Source organism: Geodermatophilus sp. SYSU D01045 (assembly GCF_054050295.1).
Genome location: NZ_JBJGZB010000028.1, coordinates 1 through 16,844 on the forward strand (window position 1 = coordinate 1; position 16,844 = coordinate 16,844).

A 16,844-nucleotide genomic window follows, 5' to 3' on the forward strand; every position below is an offset into this window, starting at 1 on the left:
CGCCCCCCGCGCCCGCGCCGGCGCCCCCCGGCGCCCGGCCGGCCCCGGCCGAGGAGCTCAGGCGGCGGGCACCAGCGGTGGTCGCCGCAGCGGTGCCGGCACGGTGATCTCGGTGCCGTCCGGGCGCCAGGTGCGCCATCCACCACCCGGTTGTCGCTCGATGCGGAATCCGTGGTGGACCTTCGTGTGGTGCCGTTCGCAGAGGAGAGCCGAGTTCTCCAGCGAGGTCTCGCCGCCGTCGAGCCAGTGCACGTGGTGGTGCACGTCGCACCACCACGTCGGGGCGTCACAGCCGGTGAAGACGCAGCCGCCGTCCCGGACCTCCGCGGCGCGGCGGATGCCCCGGGTGGCCAGCCGGTGGTCCCGGCCCACGTCGAGCGGCACGCCGCCGGGCCCCATGACCACCCGGGCGATCGCGCCGTCGCAGGCCAGCCAGCGGGCCCGGGCGGCCGAGACGAGCGCGCCGGAGCCGAGCTCCGCGCTGCCCTGCCCAGCGGCGAGGTCCCCGGCGTCGACCTCCACGACGACCTGCGGCTTCACCCCGCGCAGCACCGGCACCCCGCCGGAGGCGAGCGCGTTGTCGGCCAGCTGCACCACGGCGTCCCCGAGCCGCTGGGCGCGGCAGCGCTCGTCGCCGGCAGGCCGGTCGGCCTGCACGTGGGCCTCCAGTGCGGTCTGCACCTTCTCCCCGCCCACGGCGTCGAGGTGGAACCGGCCCGACACCGATCCGTCGGCGTGCTTGGACAGCGTCAGCGACCGGCCCTCGGTCGGATCCGGTTCCGGGCCGTCGGGATCGAGCGCGTCGCAGTAGCGCTGGACGACGACGACCAGGGCGTCGTGCTCCTGCTCCATCGCGACGGCGGTGAGGATCGCGTCGATCTCGCCCAGGTCGACGCCCTGCGTCGCGGTGGCGGCCCGCCGGGCGGGGGTGGTCACGTCGGCGGTGACGGCCACCTGCTCCGCGGACACCAGCCCGGCATCGTGCGCCTCGGCCAGCACGGGCAGGTGCTCCAGCGCCCGACCGTTGCGCACCAGTCGCGACGCCTCGCCCCGGGACAGGCGGCAGTGCCCGCGCAGCCAGGAGGCCATCGACCTCAGCCCGTCGCGTTCGGGAGCCTGGACAGCTCCGCGGCCCGCACCGCCCGGGCCAGCCGGGCGTCGATCCGGTTGCGCTCGGCGACCAGCGCGGCGACGTCGTCGAGGACGTCCCCGCTGCCCAGCTCACCCGAACACATGATCGAAGTCTAGTGGATCTGGTGACCTTCCACAGCTCGAATTCCCAGGTCAGGAGCCTGTCCACAGATGCCGGCAGGGCCTCGACGCAGCGGGTGGGGCAGGGTCGGGAGCAGGCGCGGTCGACGACATGGCCGGGCTCCGCGGGACCGTCGTGCCGGCCCACGACACGGACGGCGCCGTCCTCACGCTCGACCACGAGCTGGGCCGGCACGGTGCGGGTGTGGTGGGGTGAGCCGGTGAGCGTGCCGCCGATGACCGCCTGGCCGCAGACCGAGCCGGCGGAGGTGGAGCTCGTCCGCGGGGACGCCCGCCTCGCCGTCGACCTGCGCGGCGGCGGCCTGCGTGCCCTGACCGCCGGCGGCTGGGACGTCCTCGACGGCTATCCCGCCGGCACGGTGCCCACCGGGCGGCGCGGCGGCGTCCTGCTGCCCTGGCCCAACCGGCTGCGCGACGGGCAGTGGACCTGGCAGGGGCAGCGGCTCCAGCTCGACGTCGCCGCGCCCGGCAAGCCCGCCGCGCACGGCCTGGTCACCTGGCAGCGGTGGGAGGTGCTGTCCCGCCACTCCGACGCGGTCACCGTCGGCACGGTCGTCGAGGCCCGCCCCGGCTACCCGTTCCGCCTGGCGGCCGCCGTCGACCACCTCCTCGGCGACGACCGGCTCACCGTCACCGTCCGGGTCCGCAACGCCGGGGACCGGCCCGCGCCGTTCGGCGCCGGCATGCACCCCTACCTCTCCGTGGGAGCGGACCGCGACGGCGGCATCGGCGACGCCGAGCTCACCGTCCCGGCGCGCACGGCCCTCGACCTCGACGGCGGCCTGCCCACCGGCACCCGCCGGCCCTTCGACGGCGCGGTCGGCCGGATCGGCGGGCGCGCCCTCGACGACGCCGTCACCGACCTCGACCGCGACGACGACGGCTGGGCGCGGGTCCGGCTACGGGGCGCCGCGGGCGCGCTCGAACTCGCCGTCGACCGGTCCTGGCCGTGGCTGCAGGTCTACAGCGGCGACACGCTGCCCGAGGGTCAGCGCCGGCGCAGCCTCGCCGTCGAGCCGATGACCTGCCCGCCGAACGCACTGGCCGACGACGTCGACCTCGTCGTCCTCGACCCGGGGGAGACCTGGTCGGGCACGTGGACCCTGACCTGGACGGCGGCCTGACGTGCGCGTGCAGGAGCTCTGGCGGTACCCGGTCAAGTCGCTGCAGGGCGAGCGGCTCGACGCCGTGGACGTCGGGCCCGAGGGGCTGGCCGGGGACCGCCGGTGGGCGCTGTTCGACCGGGCCACCGGCTTCGGCCTCACCGCCCGCCGCGTCCCCGACCTGCTGTTCGCCTCCGGCCGGCTGCGGGCCGACGGCGGCGTCGAGGTGGTCCTGCCCGACGGCACGGTCACCGACGACGACGCCGTCCTGTCCGACTGGCTCGGCACGCCGGTGGCCCTGCGCGCGGCGGAGGCCGTCCGGGGCCCGCGGCAGTACGAGGACCCGGTCGACGACGAGGACGGCGGCCCGTGGGACGCCTGGGAGGGCGCGTCCGGCGCCTTCCACGACAGCTCGCGGATCCGCGTCTCCCTGGTCTCCACCGGCACGCTGGGCACCTGGGACCGGCGGCGGTTCCGCGCCAACGTGCTGCTCGACGGCGCGGGCGAGGACGACCTGGTCGGGTCGACGGTGCGGCTGGGCACCGCGGTGCTGGACGTGCTCAAGCCGGTCAGCCGCTGCGTCATGGTGACCCGGCCGCAGCCGGGCGGCATCGGCCGCGACACCGGCGTCCTCAAGACCGTGCACCGCGAGCGCGGCGGGACGCTGGCGGTCGGCGCGCTGGTCCCGGTGCCCGGGCGGGTGGCCGTCGGTGACGCGCTCGTCCCCGCCTGAGGGCACGATCGACGTCGTGCGCACCGTCGAACTGCGTCCCGGTGAGGACTCCATCCGCCTCGGTCAGCTGCTCAAGCTCGTCGACGCCGTGCCGACCGGCGCGCAGGTCAAGGACGTGCTGGTCACCGGCGTGGTGCGGGTGAACGGGGAGCCCGAGGACCGCCGCGGCCGGCAGGTGCGCCGGGGTGACGTCGTCTCCATCGAGGGTGCCGAGGACGTGCGCGTCGCGTGAGCCCCGACGCGGGTTCCACGTGGAACCGGTTCCCCCTCGCCCTGCCGCGGTGGCCGGACGCCGCCCCCGACGGGCCGGACTTCGCCGCGATCCGCGCCGAGCACGACGTCCCCGAGTCCTTCCCGGCCGACGTGCTGGCCGAGGCCGAGCGGGTCGCGGCGGACGTCCCGCTGCCGGACGAGGACGCCACCGGCCTGCCGCTGGTCACCGTGGACCCGCCCGGCAGCCGCGACCTGGACCAGGCGGTGCACCTGGCGCGGGAGGACGGCGGCTACGTCGTCTCCTACGCCATCGCCGACGTCGGCGCGGTGGTGGCCCCCGGCGGCCCGCTCGACGCCGAGGCGCGGCGCCGCGGCCAGACCCTCTACAGCCCCGACCGGCGCACCCCGCTGCACCCGCCGGTGCTGAGCGAGGGCGCGGCCAGCCTGCTGCCGGGGGAGGACCGCGCCGCCGCGCTGTGGACGATCCGGCTCGACGCCGACGGCGAGGTGCGCGGCGTCGACCTGCGGCGGGCCCGCGTCCGCAGCCGCGCGCAGCTCGCCTACCCCGACGTCCAGGCGCAGGCCGACGCCGGCACGCTGCCCGACCCGGTCGCCCTGCTGCCCGAGGTCGGCCGGCTGCTCGAGCGGCGGGCGGCCGACCGCGGGGCCCTCGAGCTCGGCACCCCGGAGCAGCAGGTGGTGCGCGGTCCCGACGGCGGCTGGACGCTGGTCGCCCGCGCGGACCTGCCGGTCGAGGGCTGGAACGCGCAGGTCTCGCTGCTCACCGGCCGGGTCGCGGCCCGGCTCATGCTCGACGGCGGCGTCGGCGTGCTGCGCACCCTGCCGCCGGCCCGGCCGGAGGACGTCGATCGGCTGCGCCGGCTGGCCCCCGCGCTCGGCGTGCGGTGGCCGGACGGCGCCGGGCCGGGGCAGGTCCTCGCCGGGCTCGACGTCACCGACCCCCGGCACGCGGCCTTCCTCGAGGAGGCGGCCGCCCTGCTGCGCGGCGCGGCCTACACGCCCTTCGACGGCGCCCCGCCGGAGCAGACCGGCCACGCGGGGGTCGGCGCCGCGTACGCGCACGTCACCGCCCCGCTGCGCCGGCTGGTCGACCGGTTCGCCACCGAGGTCTGCCTCGCGCTGGCCGCCGGCCGCGAGCCCGACGCCGCGGTGCGCGCCGTGCTGCCGGAGCTGCCCGGCCTCATGGCCGCCTCCGACCGGCGCACGCGGGCGGTGGAGCGGGCCGCCGTCGACGCCACCGAGGCCTGGCTGCTCGCCGGCCGCGAGGGCGCGGTGTTCGACGCCGTCGTGGTCGACGTCGACGGCGACCGCGGCACCGTCGTCCTCGCCGAGCCCGCGATCCGCGCCCGCTGCACCGGCACCGGCCCGGCCGCCGGCTCCCGGGTGCGAGTGCGGCTCACCGAGGCCGACGTCGCCCGCCGCTCGGTGCGCTTCGAGGTGGTCGCGTGAGCCGCGAACCGTACCTCGCCGACCGGCTGCAGGGCTTCGGGACGACGGTGTTCGCCGAGATGAGCGCGCTCGCCGTCGCCACCGGGTCGATCAACCTCGGCCAGGGCTTCCCCGACACCCCCGGCCCCGCCGAGGTCCTCGACGTCGCCCGCGCCGCCATCGGCACGATGGCCGACCAGTACCCGCCCGGCCCCGGCACCCCGGAGCTCCGGGCAGCGGTCGCCGCGCACGTGCAGCGCTTCCGCGACCTCGCCTACGACCCCGACACCGAGGTGCTGGTCACCGCCGGCGCCACCGAGGCCCTCACCGCCGCGATGCTGGCGCTGGTCGAGCCCGGCGACGAGGTGGTCCTCTTCGAGCCGGTCTACGACAGCTACGCCGCAGCGGTGGCCATGGCCGGCGGCGTCCTCCGGCCGGTCCCGCTCACCCCGCCGCCGGCCGACACCGAGGGCGGCGTCTGGACGTTCGACCCCGCCGACCTGCGCGCCGCCGTCACCCCGCGGGCGAGGCTGCTGCTGCTCAACACCCCGCACAACCCCACCGGCAAGGTGTTCAGCCGGGCCGAGCTGGACCTGGTCGCCGAGGTCGTCCTCGGGGCCGGGCTGCTGCTGGTCACCGACGAGGTCTACGAGCACCTGGTGTTCGACGGCGCCGAGCACGTCCCCGCGGCCACCCTCCCGGGGTTGCGCGAGCGGACGCTGGTCGTCGGCAGCGGCGGCAAGACGTTCAGCACGACCGGCTGGAAGGTGGGCTGGGCCTGCGGGCCGGCGCCGCTGGTGGCCGCCGTCCGCACCGCCAAGCAGTTCCTCACCTACGTCAACGCCGGGCCCTTCCAGCCCGCGATCGCCGCCGGTCTCGCGCTGCCCGACGCCTACTTCACCGGCATCGCCCGCGACCTGCAGCGCCGCCGCGACGTCCTGGTCGCCGGGCTGCGCGCGGCGGGACTGCCGACGATCAGCCCGCAGGCCACCTACTTCGCCATGGTCGACGTCCGCGGGGTGCAGGCCGACGGAGACGGCCTGGCCTTCTGCCGGTCGCTGCCCGAGCGGTGCGGGGTGGTGGCGGTGCCCGCCGGCGTCTTCTGGACGGCGGGCCACGCCGATCTCGGTCGCCACCTCGTGCGGTTCGCCTTCTGCAAGCGCGACGAGGTGCTCACCGAGGCCGTGGCCCGGCTGGGCAGGATGTCCGCATGAGGTCCGGCCGGGGAGGCGCAACGTGAGGTTCGGCATCGTCCAGCACGACATCGTCTGGGAGGACCGGGAGGCCAACTACGCCCGGCTGGCGCCGCAGGTCGCCCGGGCGGCGGCCGCCGGGGCGGAGTTCGTGCTGCTCAGCGAGACGTTCTCCACGGGCTTCTCGATGACGCCGGGCATCGGCGAGCCCGAGGACGGTCCCTCGGCGTCCTTCCTGCGTGCGCAGGCCGCCGAGCACGGCGTCTGGGTGGCCGGCACCTGCCCGGAGGTCGCCCCGGGCGCGGACCTCCCGTACAACTCGTTCGTCCTGGCCGGCCCCGACGGCACGGTGCACCGCTACCGCAAGCTGCACCCGTTCACCCACGGCGGCGAGGCCGAGCGCTACCGCGCCGGCGACGGTCCGGTGACGGTGACCGTCGGCGACCTGCGCATCACCCCGTTCGTCTGCTACGACCTGCGTTTCGCGAACGTGTTCTGGGACGCCGCCGAGACCACCGACGTCTACCTCGTGACGGCGAACTGGCCCTCGGCCCGCCGGCACCACTGGACGACGCTGCTGCGGGCGCGCGCCATCGAGAACCAGGCCTACGTGGTCGCCTGCAACCGGGTGGGCACCGGCGGCGACGGCCTGCACCACGCCGGCGACAGCCGGGTCGTGGACCCGATGGGCGAGGTGCTGGCCGCCGCCGCGGGTGGCGAGACGCTCGTGCTGGCCGACGTCGACCCCGCCGAGGTCACCGCCACCCGCAAGCGGTTCGCCTTCCTCGCCGACCGGAGGAGGACCCCGCTGCCCCCCACCGCTCGCTAGTTCACGGCGGGCCCCTGCAGCGGGGCCGTTCCCGCACGTCCCGGCTGCGGCGAGCGGGTCTGGTCGACGACGATCTGCTCCCGCTGCACCTGCTCGCTGATCCGCTCCTGGCCCTGCACCACCTCGGTGGCCAGCCGGACCCGCTCGACCGGCACGACCTCGACCGACACGACCGGCCGCTCGGCGTGCAGCACGATCTCCCCGGGCAGGCCCGCGGTGCCGGTGCCGGTGCCGGCTGCCGGGGCGCCGGTGACCGGTGCCGGCCCGCCCGCGGGGGCCAGCGACTCGCCGGGCAGGTCGGGGGCGTCGAGGGGCACGTGCTCGACGCGGATCTCCTCGCGCCGGATCGGCACGGTCACCTGCACCTCCTCGGTCACCACGTACTTGACCAGCCGCACCCGCGTGGTGGCCACCTGCTCGGTGGCCACGCGGAGCTGCTCCTCGCTGCGGGTCATCGCGCCGTCGGTGGTCGGCGCGGCGTGCCGCGGCGTGTGCTCCGGCGGCAGGGGCGCGGCGGCCTGCTCGGTGGTGGTCCGCGTCGTGGTGGCCGGCGGGGGGACCGGCCGGGTGGGCGTGTCCGTCACCGCCGCGCCGGGAGCCGGCACGTCGGTCGCGGGCGCCGCCCCCGCAGGGGCCGGTCCGGTCCCCGTCGGTGCCCAGGGCTGCCCGGCCGGGACGCCGGGCGCCGCACCGGCCGTCAGCCCGTAGTGCTGCCGCAGCGCGGCCTCCTCCTCCGGGCCGAGGTGGTCCCCGCCCAGGTGGGGTGCGGACCGGACGGCGTCCTTGTGCACGGGCACGCTCAGCACGCCGTCGACGAAGGCCGCCTGCGTGGCCGGGACGATGGAGTGCCGGGTGCCGAACAGGCCGGTGCTCACGGCCACCCAGGTGGGCGCGCCGGTGCGGTCGTCGACGAAGAAGCTCTCGACGGTGCCGATCTTCTCCCCGTCGGGGCCCTGCACCGTGCTCCCGATCGCCGCGGACAGGTCTCGCTCGCTCAACACGGTGCTCGCCTCCTCCGTCGACACCCCGGCTGGCGTCGTTTCCGCGGGGGAGTGCCCGCGCGGATGTGTTCCGACACCCGGACGCCTACGGTCGGACGCGACGGCGATCCAGAGGAGGGCGACGTGGGCAGCGGACAGCTCGAGGTCGAGCGCAAGTTCGAGACGGGGCCGGACGTCGTCCTCCCCGACCTGACGACCGTGGACGGCGTCGCCGCGACGGGGGACTCGGTCACCCACGACCTGGACGCCACCTACTACGACACCCCGGACCTGCGGCTGGCCCGCGCGCGGATCACCCTGCGCCGGCGGACCGGCGGCACCGACGCCGGCTGGCACCTCAAGCTGCCCACCGCCGTCGCGGGCTCCCGCCGGGAGGTGCACGCCCCGCTGGGCACCCGCCGCACGGTCGTGCCGCGGGCGGTGACCGAGCCGGTGACCGCCGTGCTGCGCGGCGCGCGGCCGGAGCCGGTCGCCACCCTGCAGACGACGCGGCAGGTCACGCACCTGCTCGACGACGAGGGCCGCGTGCTCGCCGAGGTCGCCGCCGACACCGTCACCGGCACCGCGCTGGCCCCCGACCCCGAGAGCCCGGCGACCGTCACCACCTGGCGCGAGCTGGAGGTGGAGCTGGTCGAGGGCGACCAGGCGCTGCTCGACGGCGTCACCGAGGCGCTCGGCGCGGCGGGCATCGTGCCCTCCGACCTGCCGTCCAAGCTCTCCCGCGTGCTGGCCGACCGGCTCCCCGCGCCCACCCCGGTGCGCCCGCCGGCCGCGGTCGAGGACCGGGGCGACGGGAAGGGCGACGCGAAGAAGGCGAAGAAGAAGGCGAGGAAGCAGGACGGGCCGACGGCGGCCGAGGTGGTGCTCGGCGCGGTGCGCACCCAGGTCCAGGCGCTGCAGACCGCCGACATCGGCGTCCGCACCGGCGACCCCGAGGGCGTGCACGACCTGCGCGTGGCCTGCCGCCGGCTGCGCAGCATCCTGGCCGCCTTCCGGCCGGTGCTCGACCGCACCGCCACCGACCCGCTCCGCGACGAGCTGCAGTGGATCGGCGCCGCGCTCTCCGGCGCCCGCGACGGCGAGGTCGCGCTCGAGCACCTCAAGGCCGTCGTCGCGGCGCAGCCGGTCGAGCTGGTCCGCGGCCCGGTGGCCGCCCGGCTGCAGGCCACCGAGGTCGCCGACGTCGAGCGGGGCCGCAAGGCGGCGGTCCGGGCGCTGTCGGACCGGCGGCACCTGGCGCTGCTCGACGCCTTCGACGCGCTGCTCGCCGACCCGCCGCTGGCCGAGGCGGCCGGCGAGCCCGCGCACGCCGTCCTCGCCGACGCGGTCAAGCGCACCGGCAAGCGGATGCAGGCCCGCATCGACGAGGCCCGCGAGCGCGAGGCCGAGGACCCGGGCGCCCACGAGGACGAGACCGAGCACGCCCTCCACGAGGTGCGCAAGGCGGCCAAGCGGGTCCGCTACACCGCGGAGGTCGCCGCACCGGTGCTCGGGGCGCCCGCCGAGGCCCTGGTCGCCTGCATGAAGGAGGTCCAGGACGTGCTCGGCGAGGCCCAGGACACCGTCGTCGCCCGGCAGTGGTGCCTGCGGCTGGCCGCGGCCGCCGTCAAGGCGGGGGAGGACACCTTCGCCTACGGCCGGCTGCACGCGCTGGAGGAACTGCGGGCCGAGCACGCCGACCAGCGGTTCTGGGGGCTCGAGCCCACCCTGCGCGCCGCGGTGAAGGCGGCCGCGAAGGCCTGAGCGGGCCGGGGCGCCGGCCCGGGACGGGAACGTCCCGGGCCGCTCGCGCGTCTCCTGCCGTGGTGTCTCCCGCACAGCCGAAGCGAGGTCCGTCCTGTCCCTGATCGGTCTGCTCGGCTTCGGGACGGTCGTCCTCGTCGCCCTGCTCCTGCTGCACGGCTACCTCTGGTGGCGCATGGTCCGGAGCACCACCCGGCCCGGCCGCGTGCGGCGGCGGCTCACCGTCCTCACCGTGGTGCTCGCCCTGCTGCCCGCCGCCGCGGTGCTGCTGCGCCGCACGCTGCCCCGGGACGCCGCCGCCCCCCTGGACTGGGTCGCCTACACCTGGCTCGGCGTCGCCTTCTACGCCTTCCTCGCGCTGCTCGTCCTCGAGCCGGTCCGCCTGGTGCTGCGCCGCTGGACCCGCCGGCCCGCCCCGGCCACCGTCCCGGCCACGACGGCACCGGTCCCCGCCGTCGGCCCGGACCCGGAGCCGGACCCGGACCCGGACCCGGAGCCGCGGCCGGAGGCCGGGACGGGACCTCCCGACCCCTCCCGCCGGCTGTTCCTCGCCCGCACGCTCGCCGTCACCGCCGGCGCGGTGGCGCTCGGGACGGCGGGCACCGGGGTGTACCTGGCCAACTCCGCGCCCGTCGTCCGCCGGGTGCCGGTCACGCTGCCGCGGCTGGACCCGGCGCTCGACGGCCTGCGGATCGTCACCTTCTCCGACGGGCACCTGTCGGCCACCTACGGCGGACGGCGCTTCGAGCGGCTGGTCGAGATCGTCAACTCCCAGCGGCCCGACGTCGTGGCGATCGTCGGCGACCTGGTCGACGGCGAGGTCGACGAGCTGCGCGAGGACGTCGCGCCGCTGGCCGACCTGGTCAGCGAGCAGGGCGTCTTCTTCGTCACCGGCAACCACGAGTACTTCGTCGACACCACCGCCTGGCTGCGGCACCTGCCCACCCTCGGCGTCGAGGTGCTGCGCAACGAGCGGGTGCCGATCACGCGCGGCGGCGCGTCGTTCGACCTGGCCGGCATCGACGACCGCACCGCGGCCCGCTCCGGCGTCCCCGGGCACGGCGCGGACCTCGACGCCGCCCTCGACGGCCGCGACGACGCGACGCCGGTGGTGCTGCTCGCCCACCAGCCGTTCATGGTCGACCAGGCGCGGGCCGCCGGCGTGGACCTCCAGCTGTCGGGACACACCCACGGCGGGCAGCTGTGGCCCTTCGACTTCGCCATCCGGCTCGACCAGCCCGCGGTCGAGGGCTGGTCGCGGCACGGCGACACGCAGCTGTACGTCACCGCGGGCGCCGGCTACTGGGGACCGCCCATGCGGGTCGGCGCGCGGCCCGAGGTGACCGTGGTCGAACTCCGGGCACCGTAGAGGTGGACGTCACCCGAGCGAGAGACGTCTCATACGACATGACGTCCTCAGACGTCTTCTCCCGCATAGTCTGGCGATCGTGACAGCGGCGACGGCGGGACCGAAGTACCTCTCGGTCCGTGAGCACCTGCGGCGCCGGGTCGCCGCGATGCCCGAGGGGGCCCTGCTGCCCCCGGAGCCCACGCTGTGCGCGGAGTACGGGGTCAGCCGGATCACCCTGCGCCGCGCCGTCGACGGGCTGGTCGCCGACGGGCACCTCGTGCGCGAGCAGGGCCGCGGCACCTACGTGACCCGGCCGGCGATCCGGCACGAGTACCGCGAGAGCTTCGTCCACCGCATCGCGGGGTGGAGCTCGGTGATGGCCGAGCAGGGCGCCCAGGTGGGGACGACGGTGCTCACCCAGCGGGTCGTGCCCGCGCCGTCGCCGGTGGCCGCCGAGCTCGCCCTCGACGTCGCCGAGGACGTCGTCGAGCTGGAGCGGCTGCGCAGCGTCGACGGCGCGCCCAACCACGTGGCGCACAGCTTCCTGCCCGCCGCGCTCTACCCGCGGGCCGCGGAGGAGGACTTCAGCGAGGGCTCGCTGTACGACTTCCTGCGCCGCGAGTACGGCGCCGACCTCGCGCACGCCCGCATCGTCGTCGACGTCGGCACCGCCGCCCCGGACGAGGCGGACCTGCTGCGGATCGCCGCCGGCTCCCCGCTGCTCGTCGTCCGCACCACGGTGCGCGACAGCGCCGGGCACCCGCTGGTGCACAGCTTCTCCCGGCTGCGGCCGGACGTGAGCCAGGTCGAGTTCGAGGTCTCGGTCACCGGCCGCTGAGCGCGGCGGAGGACGCGGCCGGCCCGGCTGACAGGATCCGCCCGTGACGGGGACGGCGGTGCTGGACGACTTCCAGGCCCATCGGGAGCGGTTGTCCGGCCTCGCCTACCGGATGCTGGGCTCGGCCACCGACGCCGAGGACGTGCTGCAGGACGCCTGGCTGCGCTGCAGGGCGTCGACCGGGCGCGGGTGACCGACCCCGCGGCCTTCCTGGCCCGGACGGTCACCAACCTGCGCCTCACCGCGCTCACCTCCGCCCGCGCCCGGCGCGAGGTCCACACCGGGCCGTGGCTGCCCGAGCCCGTGCTGACCGGCCCGGGCGGGGACCTCGGCCCGCTGGAGGGGGCGGTGCAGCGGGAGAGCGTGTCCTTCGCGCTGCTGACCCTGCTGGAGCGGCTGTCCCCGGCCGAGCGGGCCGCGTACGTGCTGCGCGAGGCGTTCGCCTACAGCCCCCGCGAGGTGGCCGAGCTGATCGGTACCTCCGAGGCCAACGTGCGGCAGCTGCACTCGCGGGCCCGGCGGCACCTCGCCGGCGCCGGGACCCGTGAGGTCGACCCGGCCCGCTGGCAGGAGCTGACCGTCCGCTCCTCGCCGCGGCCGCCGACGGGGACCTCGCCGCGCTGGAGGCCCTGCTGACCGCCGACGTCGTGGCGCGCGCCGACGGCGGCGGCGTCGTCAACGCGGCCCGCCGGCCGGTGCGGGGGCGGGAGGCCGTGGCCCGGTACGTCGCCGGGGTCGTCGCCCGGTTCAGCGCGGGGCTGCTGCCGGCGTTCGTCGAGGTCAACGGCGCCCCCGCGGTGGCCCTCACCGACGGCACGGCCCTGCACGGCGTCCTGGTGCTGCACACCGACGGCGAGCGGCTGAGCGCCCTCGACCTGGTCGTCAACCCGGAGAAGCTGGCCCACGCCAACGGCCGGCTGTCACGGATCGGGGGGCTGCCCGGTCCGACGGGGTGAGGAAGGGAGACCCACCCATGACGACCACGCTGGTCACCGGTGCCACCGGCACCCTCGGTACCCCCACCACCGCCCGCCTGCGGGCGGCCGGACACGACGTCCGGGCGTTCAGCCGGCGCCGCGGCCCGGGCCTGACGACCGGGGACCTGCTCACCGGCGCCGGCCTGCGCGAGGCGCTGACCGGGGTCGACACCGTGCTGCACCTGGCCACCGGACCGCGCGGAGAGGGGGACGTCGCGGCGGCCCACACGCTGCTGTCGGCCGCCGCCGACGCCGGCGTGCGGCACCTGGTGGTCGTCTCGATCGTCGGGAGGGCGGCTGTCCGCCGCCTACGGCGCGGGCTCGGCGCTCGTGCCGGGACCGGCCCACGGCCGGCGGACCTTCGCCGAGCACCTGGCCGCCCGATATCCGCTCGACCCGGAGACGGCTCCGCTGTGACGCTCCCGGCGTGCCGCCCGACATCGCAGGTGCCCTGCGCGACCGGTTCCTGGCGACCGCGGAGGAGGTCGCGCGGGCGCGGCCCGGGGTGGACGCCGAGCAGGCCCGGGAGGTGCTCGTGGAGGCGGCGACCCTGCTCCACGACGGCCTCGTCCTCGACGACCTGGACGAGCACGACGCGCACGCCGTGATCGCCGGGCTGTCCGTCGACCTCGTCGCCGGCGATCCCGGCGCCGCGGTGCGCGCACGGTCCCGGGCAGCGGCGGAGGACCCGGGGGACCTGCACGACCCGGAGGCCGTGTCCGCGGCCTACCTGCTCGCCGCGGCGACCCTGCAGCTCTGAGGGCGACGTCACCGGCCGCTGAGCACGGCCAGCCGGGGCTCCAGGTCGAGCACCATCCGGACGAACGCCGCCCGCCGCGCCGCGTGGGCGAGCACCTCGTCGGTGACCGGCTCGAACAGCAGGTGCAGCGGCATGCCGGTGCACGGGTAGCGCAGCAGCGCGGCCAGCAGCACGCCGGTCTCCAGCTCGGCGGGGGACACGTCGACGCCCTCGGCGGCCAGACCGCGGGCGTGGGCGGCGACCGCCGGGCCGAGGAGGGCGGGCACTTCGTCCGGCGGGCCGGCCCCGCACTCCGCCCGGCCGAACAGCAGCGGCACGAGGTCGAAACCGGCCGGCGCCGGCCCGGCCATGGCCCAGTCGATCAGCACGAACGTGTCCGGCGCCGCGGCGGGCCGCAGCAGGTTCATCGGCGTCGCGTCCCCGTGGGCGGGCAGCACCGGCAGCGGGGCCAGGCGGGCGTGGACGCCGTGGACGCGGGAGGCCAGGGCGCACACCTCCTCCCGCAGCGCCGCGACCCCGGGCACCCGCATGACCGGCGCGGCCCAGGTGGCGTCGTCGTGCAGCCAGGGGACCGCCCAGGTGGCCAGCTGCTCGTCCCGGTAGACGGTGAGGAAGTCCCCGCCCGGCATCGGCGGCCAGGGCCGGCCGCGACGGCGGGCGGCCAGCCGGCCGAGGGCCTCCGCGGCGCGGAGGGTGTCGTCCACCGTCCACGGGGTGTCGACGGGGTCGGCGTCCTCGAGCCAGAGCGTCAGCCGGTCGCCGGGCTGCTCGTGCACGGCCACCACGTCCGGCGGACGGAGGCCCGGCGGGGCGCACGCGGCGACGCCGGCCGCGAGGACGTCGGCCTCCAGCCGCCACGGGATGATCTCGTCCAGGTGCGCGCGGGCGTCGTCGGGCATCTGCGGCGGCAGGCCGTACCGGGCGGCCTGGAGCTCCTTCGCGACCAGGCGCAGCACCACCCGCCCGCCGGACCCGTGGCCCTCGACGGTGACCCGGGTGAGCGCCCGCGTCGACGGCGCGGTGGCGTCGTGCACGAGCGGGCGGCAGGTCACCGCCTCGACCTCGAGCGCCGGGTCGCCGAACCGGCGGCGCAGGGCGGGCAGCAGCTCGGCGAGGACCGTCCCGCCGGGCAGGCCGGTCACCGCGGGCGCCGCGGGAGGTGCAGGGGCGGGAGGTGGAGGTGTACGGGGCGGAAGAGCGCCAGCCAGGGCGAGGTCGTCATCGCGGGCTCCCGTGGGAGGATGGTCAAGCCGCTTGTCTGACGGTGAGTGGATGGTGAAGCCGCTTGTCCGATCCCGTCAACCGAGACCGCCCCGTCCTGGTCACCGTGCTGCTCGAGCAGGCGATGACCCTGATCCGGGACGACCTCTACGCCCTCAGCGACGCGCGCTACCCGGGCCTGCGCATGCGCCACTACCGGCTGCTGGCGATGCTGCCGCCCGAGGGGGAGCGGCTGAGCCGGCTGGCCGCCGACAGCGGGCACACCAAGCAGGCGCTGGCCCAGGCGCTGGCGCCGCTGGAGGCCGGGGGGTACGTCGAGGTGCTCCCCGACCCCTCCGACGGGCGGGCGCGGCTGGTCCGGCTCACCGGTCGTGGCCGGGAGGTCGACGAGGCGGTGCGCCGGCGCCTGGCCGACGTCGAGCGGCAGTGGGCGCGCCGGGTGGGGGAGGAGCGCTGGGCCGTCGCCCGTGCCGTGCTCGCCGACCTGGCGCCGGGACCCGGCTGATCCCGGTTACGGTCGAGGGGTGACCACGGCGAGCGGGACCCGTGAGGTGGCCGCCCCGCGCAGCCGGGTGTGGCGGGCGCTGGCCGTGCTGGAGCCCTACTGCGCCGTCTGCGACGTCTCCTACGTCGTCGAGGGCGGGCGGTCCGGGCGCGGCGCCCGGTTCGTCTGCGTCCCCGGCCGGCTCGACGCCGACCAGACCCCGCGCGAGGGCGCCCCGCGCGGCGAGATCGTCGAGTGGGAGCCCGGGCGGGCGATCACCACCCGGCTCGAGCTCACCCCCGAGACGTGGACCACGCGCATCGAGCTCGACGACGCCGCCGACGGCGCCACCCGGGTGACCATCACGCTCACCCACGCGCCGCGCCGTCCCCGGCTGGCCGACCGGCTGGCCCGCCGGGCCGTGCAGCAGTTCGTGCAGCGCACCGTCGACGACGAGCTGGCCAAGCTCCCGGCGCACGTCGAGCAGGTGGCGGACTCTTCTCAATAGGGTGATCCGCCTCTCGACGAGGCGAAGCACGCTTCACTACAGGGCGACCGGGTACACCAGTCAGCCGTGCATCGGCGTGGTGTCCCGGCGTCCGCCGGCTCGGCAGCGCCGGTCGAGTGTCTGAGGAGTTGGCTATGGAGATCATCGGTCTGATCGTGGCGGGGCTCATCATCGGCCTGCTGGGTAAGTTCGTCGCCCCTGGGGCGCGAGACAACACGCCCCTGTGGCTCACCGTGCTGTGCGGGATCGGCGGCGTGCTGATCGGCTACTACGTGGCCGGCGCCTTGGGTGTCGCGTCCACCAACGGTGTCGACTGGATCCGGTGGATCATCTCCATCATCGTCGCCGCCGTGCTCGTGGTCGCGGCCTCCACGCTCACCGGTCGCAACCGCGGCGCCGTCCGGCGCTGACGTACGCGGGGGAGCCGGCCGGGCCCTGGTCCCGACGGATCAGAGCTCGACCGCCTCCCCCGGGGCCAGCCGGCCGTAGGGGGTGGGCGTGCCCGGGCCGCGCTCGCCCAGCAGGCCGGCCACCAGGCCCAGCCCGGTGTCGTTGAGCAGGCCGTCGTGCACGGCGAAGGCCTGGTCGGCGTCCACCGCCCGCACGTAGTCGATCACCTCGGCCACCTTGGACCACGGCGCGTGCAGCGGCAGCAGCAGCGTGGCCACCGGGGCCCCCGGCACGGTGAACGCGTCGCCGGGGTGGAACACCTGCCCGTCGACCAGGAAGCCGACGTTGCGCACCCGGGGCAGCTCCGGGTGGACCACCGCGTGCCACTCGCCGTGGACCTGCACGTCGAAGCCCGCGACGGTCAGCGCGTCGCCGTCTCCCACCGCGTGCACCCGGCTCCCCAGGCCCTCGAGCTGCCCCGCGACGGACGGGTTCGTCCACACCTCCAGCGCCGGGTCGGCGTCCAGCGCCGCGCGGAGCCGGTCGCCGACGAAGTGGTCGGGGTGCTCGTGCGTGACCAGGACCGCGGTCGCGCCGTCGAGCGCCGTCGGCTCGGTCCAGGCACCGGGGTCGATGACCAGCCGCCGCTCGCCGTCACTGATCGCGACGCAGGCGTGCCCGTACTTCGTCAGCTCCACGGGGTCATCCTGCCGTCGCCCCCACCGGCTCGCCGCCTCACCCGGACGGGGGAGGGGCGCGTGCCCCGGCTGGCACGACGG

Annotated in this window: 21 protein-coding genes and 1 pseudogene; 17 read left to right on the forward strand and 5 right to left on the reverse strand. The window is 76.8% G+C overall.

What is annotated here, in order from left to right; translation table 11 throughout:
• Positions 1 to 57: 57 nt before the first annotated feature.
• Together ACI798_RS19320 and ACI798_RS19325 are read right to left on the reverse strand one after the other, a co-directional pair.
• Positions 58 to 1,089: a DUF222 domain-containing protein gene (locus ACI798_RS19320; protein ID WP_457048688.1), complete on the reverse strand. Its 1,032-nt coding sequence runs from the start codon at positions 1,087 to 1,089 to the stop codon at positions 58 to 60.
• 5 nt (positions 1,090 to 1,094) lie between these two features.
• Entirely contained in the window at positions 1,095 to 1,235 is a 141-nt protein-coding gene (locus tag ACI798_RS19325) for a hypothetical protein (protein WP_457048689.1), read from the reverse strand.
• Between the two features lie 237 nt (positions 1,236 to 1,472).
• On the opposite strand from ACI798_RS19325, the gene ACI798_RS19330 reads away from it, so the two are divergent.
• The 6 genes from ACI798_RS19330 to ACI798_RS19355 are packed head-to-tail and all read left to right on the forward strand — an operon-like array spanning position 1,473 to position 6,792.
• A complete protein-coding gene (locus ACI798_RS19330) occupies positions 1,473 to 2,396 on the forward strand; it encodes an aldose 1-epimerase family protein (RefSeq protein ID WP_457048690.1) in 924 nt (307 codons plus the stop codon).
• A gap of 1 nt (position 2,397) precedes the next feature.
• Positions 2,398 to 3,108, forward strand: coding sequence for an MOSC domain-containing protein (locus ACI798_RS19335; protein ID WP_456940407.1), 711 nt, complete (start codon positions 2,398 to 2,400; stop codon positions 3,106 to 3,108).
• A gap of 16 nt (positions 3,109 to 3,124) precedes the next feature.
• Positions 3,125 to 3,340 (forward strand): RNA-binding S4 domain-containing protein, encoded by a 216-nt coding sequence (locus ACI798_RS19340; protein ID WP_456940406.1) that lies wholly within the window; start codon positions 3,125 to 3,127, stop codon positions 3,338 to 3,340.
• Positions 3,337 to 4,791 (forward strand): RNB domain-containing ribonuclease, encoded by a 1,455-nt coding sequence (locus ACI798_RS19345; protein WP_457048691.1) that lies wholly within the window; start codon positions 3,337 to 3,339, stop codon positions 4,789 to 4,791. Before ACI798_RS19340 ends, ACI798_RS19345 begins: the two co-directional genes overlap by 4 nt.
• Positions 4,788 to 5,984 carry a pyridoxal phosphate-dependent aminotransferase gene (locus ACI798_RS19350; RefSeq protein WP_457048692.1) on the forward strand — a complete coding sequence of 399 codons (1,197 nt, stop codon included), beginning with the start codon at positions 4,788 to 4,790 and terminating at the stop codon, positions 5,982 to 5,984. Before ACI798_RS19345 ends, ACI798_RS19350 begins: the two co-directional genes overlap by 4 nt.
• 22 nt (positions 5,985 to 6,006) lie before the next feature.
• A complete protein-coding gene (locus ACI798_RS19355; protein WP_456940403.1) occupies positions 6,007 to 6,792 on the forward strand; it encodes a nitrilase-related carbon-nitrogen hydrolase in 786 nt (261 codons plus the stop codon).
• Here ACI798_RS19355 and ACI798_RS19360 read toward each other — a convergent pair.
• Positions 6,789 to 7,793 carry a DUF2382 domain-containing protein gene (locus ACI798_RS19360; RefSeq protein WP_457048693.1) on the reverse strand — a complete coding sequence of 335 codons (1,005 nt, stop codon included), beginning with the start codon at positions 7,791 to 7,793 and terminating at the stop codon, positions 6,789 to 6,791. The genes ACI798_RS19355 and ACI798_RS19360 overlap by 4 nt on opposite strands.
• Before the next feature lie 123 nt (positions 7,794 to 7,916).
• Here ACI798_RS19360 and ACI798_RS19365 point away from each other — a divergent pair, with 123 nt between their 5' ends.
• The 8 genes and pseudogenes from ACI798_RS19365 to ACI798_RS19400 all read left to right on the forward strand — a co-directional run bounded on the left by ACI798_RS19365 (position 7,917) and on the right by ACI798_RS19400 (position 13,462).
• Positions 7,917 to 9,536 (forward strand): CYTH and CHAD domain-containing protein, encoded by a 1,620-nt coding sequence (locus ACI798_RS19365; protein WP_457048694.1) that lies wholly within the window; start codon positions 7,917 to 7,919, stop codon positions 9,534 to 9,536.
• 175 nt (positions 9,537 to 9,711) lie between these two features.
• On the forward strand, positions 9,712 to 10,905 hold the full coding sequence (locus ACI798_RS19370; protein ID WP_456940400.1) for a metallophosphoesterase: 1,194 nt from the start codon (positions 9,712 to 9,714) through the stop codon (positions 10,903 to 10,905).
• A gap of 79 nt (positions 10,906 to 10,984) precedes the next feature.
• Positions 10,985 to 11,725, forward strand: coding sequence for a GntR family transcriptional regulator (locus ACI798_RS19375; RefSeq protein WP_387988678.1), 741 nt, complete (start codon positions 10,985 to 10,987; stop codon positions 11,723 to 11,725).
• Positions 11,726 to 11,768: 43 nt separating this feature from the next.
• On the forward strand, positions 11,769 to 11,918 hold the full coding sequence (locus ACI798_RS19380; RefSeq protein ID WP_456940399.1) for a sigma factor: 150 nt from the start codon (positions 11,769 to 11,771) through the stop codon (positions 11,916 to 11,918).
• A complete protein-coding gene (locus ACI798_RS19385; RefSeq protein WP_457048695.1) occupies positions 11,915 to 12,361 on the forward strand; it encodes a sigma factor-like helix-turn-helix DNA-binding protein in 447 nt (148 codons plus the stop codon). Before ACI798_RS19380 ends, ACI798_RS19385 begins: the two co-directional genes overlap by 4 nt.
• An 11-nt stretch (positions 12,362 to 12,372) precedes the next feature.
• Positions 12,373 to 12,681, forward strand: coding sequence for a hypothetical protein (locus tag ACI798_RS19390; protein ID WP_457048696.1), 309 nt, complete (start codon positions 12,373 to 12,375; stop codon positions 12,679 to 12,681).
• A 17-nt stretch (positions 12,682 to 12,698) separates the two neighbouring features.
• Positions 12,699 to 12,932, forward strand: a pseudogene (locus ACI798_RS19395) (NAD-dependent epimerase/dehydratase family protein); the annotation flags it as partial.
• A gap of 197 nt (positions 12,933 to 13,129) precedes the next feature.
• On the forward strand, positions 13,130 to 13,462 hold the full coding sequence (locus ACI798_RS19400; protein ID WP_457048715.1) for a hypothetical protein: 333 nt from the start codon (positions 13,130 to 13,132) through the stop codon (positions 13,460 to 13,462).
• 8 nt (positions 13,463 to 13,470) lie between these two features.
• Here the strand turns inward: ACI798_RS19400 and ACI798_RS19405 are convergent, their stop codons facing one another.
• Complete coding sequence (locus ACI798_RS19405; protein WP_457048697.1) at positions 13,471 to 14,604, reverse strand: hypothetical protein; 1,134 nt, start codon at positions 14,602 to 14,604, stop codon at positions 13,471 to 13,473.
• Positions 14,605 to 14,747: 143 nt separating this feature from the next.
• On the opposite strand from ACI798_RS19405, the gene ACI798_RS19410 reads away from it, so the two are divergent.
• The 3 genes from ACI798_RS19410 (at position 14,748) to ACI798_RS19420 (ending at position 16,085) form a co-directional block, all read left to right on the forward strand.
• On the forward strand, positions 14,748 to 15,188 hold the full coding sequence (locus tag ACI798_RS19410; protein ID WP_456940397.1) for a MarR family winged helix-turn-helix transcriptional regulator: 441 nt from the start codon (positions 14,748 to 14,750) through the stop codon (positions 15,186 to 15,188).
• A 19-nt stretch (positions 15,189 to 15,207) separates the two neighbouring features.
• Positions 15,208 to 15,675, forward strand: a complete 468-nt coding sequence (locus tag ACI798_RS19415; RefSeq protein ID WP_457048698.1) for an SRPBCC family protein — start codon at positions 15,208 to 15,210, stop codon at positions 15,673 to 15,675.
• A gap of 134 nt (positions 15,676 to 15,809) precedes the next feature.
• Positions 15,810 to 16,085: a GlsB/YeaQ/YmgE family stress response membrane protein gene (locus ACI798_RS19420; protein ID WP_456940395.1), complete on the forward strand. Its 276-nt coding sequence runs from the start codon at positions 15,810 to 15,812 to the stop codon at positions 16,083 to 16,085.
• A 39-nt stretch (positions 16,086 to 16,124) separates the two neighbouring features.
• Here ACI798_RS19420 and ACI798_RS19425 read toward each other — a convergent pair whose 3' ends face one another.
• On the reverse strand, positions 16,125 to 16,763 hold the full coding sequence (locus tag ACI798_RS19425; protein WP_457048699.1) for an MBL fold metallo-hydrolase: 639 nt from the start codon (positions 16,761 to 16,763) through the stop codon (positions 16,125 to 16,127).
• Positions 16,764 to 16,844 lie beyond the last annotated feature (81 nt).

Coding starts and splice junctions, on each gene's coding strand:
- ACI798_RS19320 (WP_457048688.1), bottom strand. CDS start 1,089: ATGGCCTCCTGGCTGCGCGGGCACTGCCGCCTGTCCCGGGGCGAGGCG.
- ACI798_RS19325 (WP_457048689.1), bottom strand. CDS start 1,235: ATGTGTTCGGGTGAGCTGGGCAGCGGGGACGTCCTCGACGACGTCGCC.
- ACI798_RS19370 (WP_456940400.1), top strand. CDS start 9,712: ATGGTCCGGAGCACCACCCGGCCCGGCCGCGTGCGGCGGCGGCTCACC.
- ACI798_RS19420 (WP_456940395.1), top strand. CDS start 15,810: ATGGAGATCATCGGTCTGATCGTGGCGGGGCTCATCATCGGCCTGCTG.